General features: G+C 66.6%; 6 protein-coding genes. All 6 read right to left on the bottom strand.

Annotated elements, in window-relative coordinates:
• Positions 1-631 (bottom strand): S8 family serine peptidase (locus DSP71_RS00240; protein WP_147251138.1); only part of this gene is annotated, 631 nt, incomplete at its 3' end.
• Positions 632-765: 134 nt separating this feature from the next.
• Positions 766-1,101 carry a hypothetical protein gene (locus DSP71_RS00235; protein ID WP_113680073.1) on the bottom strand — a complete coding sequence of 112 codons (336 nt, stop codon included), beginning with the start codon at positions 1,099-1,101 and terminating at the stop codon, positions 766-768.
• Between the two features lie 85 nt (positions 1,102-1,186).
• Positions 1,187-1,717 (bottom strand): hypothetical protein, encoded by a 531-nt coding sequence (locus DSP71_RS00230; RefSeq protein WP_061016051.1) that lies wholly within the window; start codon positions 1,715-1,717, stop codon positions 1,187-1,189.
• 73 nt (positions 1,718-1,790) lie between these two features.
• Positions 1,791-3,149: a glycosyltransferase family 2 protein gene (locus DSP71_RS00225; RefSeq protein ID WP_113680072.1), complete on the bottom strand. Its 1,359-nt coding sequence runs from the start codon at positions 3,147-3,149 to the stop codon at positions 1,791-1,793.
• A 22-nt stretch (positions 3,150-3,171) separates the two neighbouring features.
• Positions 3,172-3,813 (bottom strand): exosortase/archaeosortase family protein, encoded by a 642-nt coding sequence (locus DSP71_RS00220; protein ID WP_061016047.1) that lies wholly within the window; start codon positions 3,811-3,813, stop codon positions 3,172-3,174.
• 88 nt (positions 3,814-3,901) lie between these two features.
• Positions 3,902-4,765: isopeptide-forming domain-containing fimbrial protein (locus DSP71_RS00215; RefSeq protein WP_220151056.1), on the bottom strand; the 864-nt coding region annotated here is incomplete at its 5' end.

Here is a 4,765-nt window from a genome sequence, read left to right as displayed (position 1 = left end):
CCACGCTGCCGGCCACGTGCGTGCCGTGCGCGCTCGCGCCGTCGGTTCCCGGCTGCCACGCCTCGGGTCTCGTGTCCGGTACGCCGTTGACGGTGCAGCCGACGGACAACGCCGGGTCGATCTGGCCGGCGAGGTCCGGATGTCCGGTATCGATGCCGCTGTCGGCGATGCCTACCACCACTCCCTTCCCCGACGGTGACGTCGCCCCGATGGCGACGGTGTTCCACGCGGTGCCCTCGGCCGGCATCGTCGTCGGCTCCGTCGTGTCGCCGGCGATCGGTGGCCCGGGTGCGGTCGGCGTGTCCGGATCGGTCGACGTCCGGGTCGGGCCAACGGACTGGACCCAGGCGAGACTCTCGAGCTGAGTGGGGAAGTCGCCGTCGGGTGCGCGGGCGACCGTCACCCCGATCTCGGGATAGGTGATCAACAGCTCCCCGCCGGCGCCTTCGATGGCCGACCGCAGCACATCCGCGCTCGGCGCTTCTGGTCTCGTGTTCACCACCCAATTCAGTGCGGACTGCTCCGCTGCTGCGGCGACGGGCACGGCGGCCGTCAGCGGGGCGCTCATCGCGAGTGCCGCGCCGACGGCGAGGACTGCACAGGTGCTGCGGACGATCACGCGGCTGGTCATTCAGGTCTGCCTTTCCGCAACGCTCGACGGAACACCGTCGAATCGAGTTCTCTCCTGCGTACAGGAGTGAAAGGTCGCGGCACCATTACGCGATCCGGTTGCGATCGGCGCGTTCCGCCTGCGGGCGTTGAGTCCTACTCCCGGCGGAACATCCCCATCAATGCGGGTAGAGCGACCATGCCCACCAGCCAGAACGCCGCGCCCCAGATCACACCATCGGCGATGAACGGCAACCACTCGTATTCGGTCGGATAGGCGATGCCCGTTCGACCGGTCAGGCGCAGAACCACCTCTGCCGGATAGGTGGCGAAAGGGTTGGACGAATGGTCCTGCGAGACCCACGGAAGAGGGAAGCCGAACGAGACGGATGCGAGGTCGGCGTCGGACCTCACGGGGATCCGCTGGACCGTGGTCACCCACCAGGCGACGGCGAACCCCGCAACGATCGCGCCCAGCACGGACAGCACCACGCGTGCTGCTCCCCCGACACGATACGGAGAAGACGCAGCAGAACGAGGATCCGCGGTCATCAGCAGGAGGTCGGCACTCAGCAGATCAGCTGTCGGAGCGGCTGATCTCGTCGAGCAGGTCGTCGAGGGTGTCGAAGTCGATCGTCTCCGAGCCGTCGAGGTCGCGCACCTCGACGCCGTCGACCTCGAAGTCCTCGTCGAGCTGCACGAGGATGCGCGACTCGGGGAACTGCTTCGGCGCGAGGAAGGCGAGAAGCACCGCGTCGGCGAACACGACGACCGAGGTGGCCTCGAGATCATCGCGCAGGTCGATCTGTTCCGCGACGGGCTCGTCGTCGACGGCATCCTCGATGTCGGCGACGATCTCGTCGATCACCGAGCGCCACCGAGACTCCCCGACCGAGAGGGTGCGGGCGACTGCCGCGACCAGCGCCTCATGATCCACGTCATCGCTCTGGACGTCCTCCAGCTCCGGATCGACGTTCACGTTGACGGTCGTACCGGCGGCGTCGATGATCGCGCGCCCGTACACCAGCCCGTTCTCGGCGATCGGATCCTCGAGCAGTCCGCTCTCGACGATGCGGGCCAGGAGGGTGTCGAGTGCAGGCGAAGTCATGCCTCCAGTCTTTCGCATCTCGCTCGTGCGGGGGCTGCGAGCCGTGAGTTCGCCGGAACGGGCGTCCCCCGCATCACACCTCGACGGCGACCGAGCCCCCGACGACGACGTGCGCTTCCGCATTACGTCGCGTCTTCGCCCAGCCGTTCTTCCGGCGCATGATGCGCAGGAAGGCCCGCGCGATGCAGATGTACATGTAATACACGTAGAGCCAGACACCCAGCCCCCACATCAGGGCCGTGAACCAGCTGGCCTGCGGCTCGCAGCGCACCTTGTAGACGAAGCCCCAGACAGCGAAGGGGGCGATCGAGAACACCGAGAGAAGTCCGACGAGGCCCAGGACGCTGCCGAGCGCGAGCTGCACCTGAGCGGGATCCTGGATCAACAGCGAAACCTGCGCACCCACCAGGATCGTGAATGACAGCGCGCCGAGCATCTGCAGGAACGGGAGGACGAGGTAGTAGCTGGTCTCGATCACACCCGCGCTGTCGACATGAGGAGACTTCACCACTTCGCCGATGTACTTCACGCACTGGATGTTGCCCTGCGCCCAGCGCGTGCGCTGTGTGAGGAGACGGCGGATGGACGGGAGCGCCTCCTGGTTCACATGGGTGTCGTAGACGTGCTTGACCTGGAAACCGGCGAGCACGACGTGCACGCCCAACTCGTAATCCTCCAGGAGAGCTCCGTGCCATGGTTCGCCGAACTTCTCGCCGATCGCGTCGAGAACCGACAGCCGCGTGAACTGTCCGTTCCCCCCGAGCCCCACGGTTCCCGTCTTCGCGCGCAGCGACTGCATCGCTGCGATGGTCGTGCGGAATTCGAGGTCCTGCATGCGCAGCAGGAAACGGGCGAAGGTGTTCGCGAACCGGCCACTGTTCGGGTAGGGCTTCTTGTCGTCGCGGTTCTTCATCCACACCGCGATCTGCGCCGCACCGACCGCGGGATCGCCGAAGGTGTCCTCGGCCGAGCAGATCTCCAGGGCGTTGGGCTCCATCTCGCCGTCGGCATCGATCACGACGACGACGATCCGTTCATGGTCGGCGTCTTCGGGCAGCCAGCTCAGCAGCTGATGGTAGGCCGCATTGAGGGCGTCGCCTTTGCCGGTGCGGGCTTGCGGACGGCGGCGCTGCACCAGGTGCACGTGCGAGTCCTCTGCGGCCCACCGCGAGACGATCGCCGAGGTGGCGTCTTCGCTGTCGTCGTCGATCACCCAGGTGTGCGCACCGGGGAAGTCCCGACGGGCGCGCGAGATGGTGGTGTCGATGACCGCCTCCTCGTCACGGCACGGGATGAAGAAGTGCCATTCGAAGTCGGCGGGGTCCCCCGGGATCGCCTTCGGGTACCGGAGGTACGGAACGAGGATGAAGACGACGTAGGTGACGAAGGCGACGCCGAGAAGAATCGTGAAGGCGTTGAGTATGGAGAGCATGGAACGGCCTTTCAGGTTCGCGTCAGAGCGCGCCGTTTCGGTGGTAGCGAGGCCCCTCGGTCTCTTCCGGCACGACGCGGCGACGGCGACGCGGCCGCACGCCGACGATGAGCAACAGGGCGGCTAGCCCGAGCGCATAGCCGATGATGCCGACGACGGAACCGACGAAGACATGGCTGATCTCATAGCCGGGGTCGAGACCCCAGGTCTGCGTCGACCATCCGATGATCACGAGCCGGAGGAGGTTGACGACGAAGATGATGGCCCACATCGCCAGGATCCCGAGCACACTGCGACTCCATGGCACTCGCGTGCTGGCGAGGATGACCGCGCCGACGACCGTCAGGGGAACGCCGATCAGCAGCGTGGTGCACTCGACGGTGACGCGAAGGGCGATGAGCTCATGCTCGGGCGTCCGCACGAAGTAGTGCTCGGCGATGGGAAGACGCTGACCCTCGACGAAGGGGGAGAGAGCCCAGGTCGCAGCCGAGGCTTCGAAAGAGCGGAACGCCTCGTTGACCCAGACGAGGGCCAGCACCGCGAGAATCAACAGCAACGCCGCGAGGATTCGAGCGGCGCGGTCCCCCTTCGGCCCGCCGAGCGCGAACCGCACAGGAGGTCGGAGTTCTCTTCGCGGGTCTTCGACGATCGTGCTGCTGGCCATGACTACCTCTCACTGCGGGTGGTGCAAAACGGGGCGAGGAGAGGACCGCCCTGGAAGGACGGCCCTCTCCTGTTCGCCGGGGCGCTCCTTAGCGGGCGCTCCCGTAATAGGTGACACCGGGGAAGGCGAAGCCGTCTCCGTTGCCGTTCCAGACACCGGTGAAGGTGATCACGACGGTCTGGCCGGACGCCAGCGGACCCTTCCAGTCGATGGTGTTGCCACTGACCACGACGGTGCCGCTGTTGGCCGTGACGCTGGACGGGTTCCAGGTGGAATCATCCAGCACGCCGGCCAGGGCGTACTCGATCTCCGCATTCGCCGAGTCGACGTTGCCGTTGTTGCCGAACTCCATCCGGTACGTGACCGCCTGACCCGGCTGCGGGTCGGTCGGGTTCGAGTTGAACGTGTACTGGAAGAACTCGCGCTTGACGGTGTCGGTGTCGGTTGCGCAGACGTTCGCTGCGTTCGACGCGGCGGCGCACGCCTGGTTGGACAATGCACCCGGCGCTGCCGACTGGTTGACCTTGGCGTTCACCTTGAGCGTGACCGACTGCCCTGCGGCGAGGTCGCCGAGGTCGGCGGTCACGTTGCGCCCGGAGGCCGTGACCGTGATGCCGGCAGGACCGCTGCCCGACACGAAGTCGAGACCGGCCGGGAGCGGATCGCTGACCACGACGCTCTTGGCAGCACCGTCACCGGTGTTCCGCACCACGATGTCGTAGGTCAGGTTCTGACCCAGCTTGACGTCACCCTGCTGGTCGTCCTTGGTGATCGTCAGGACGGGCTTGGTCTGCTTGTCGATGGTCGTGTCGTCCCAGTCGCACGCCTGGTTGGACGAGGTCGCGACGGCACAGGCGTTGTTGCGCAGGTTGCCGAGCGGAGTCGACGTCCCGACCGTCGCCTTCACCGTCAGAGTCGACGAGGCTCCGGGAGCGAGCGACGGGATCGTGCC

The organism is Microbacterium sp. H6, from assembly GCF_003314775.1.
GTDB classification, from domain to species: domain Bacteria; phylum Actinomycetota; class Actinomycetes; order Actinomycetales; family Microbacteriaceae; genus Microbacterium; species Microbacterium oxydans.
This window is presented reverse-complemented; position numbering and strand designations above follow the sequence as displayed.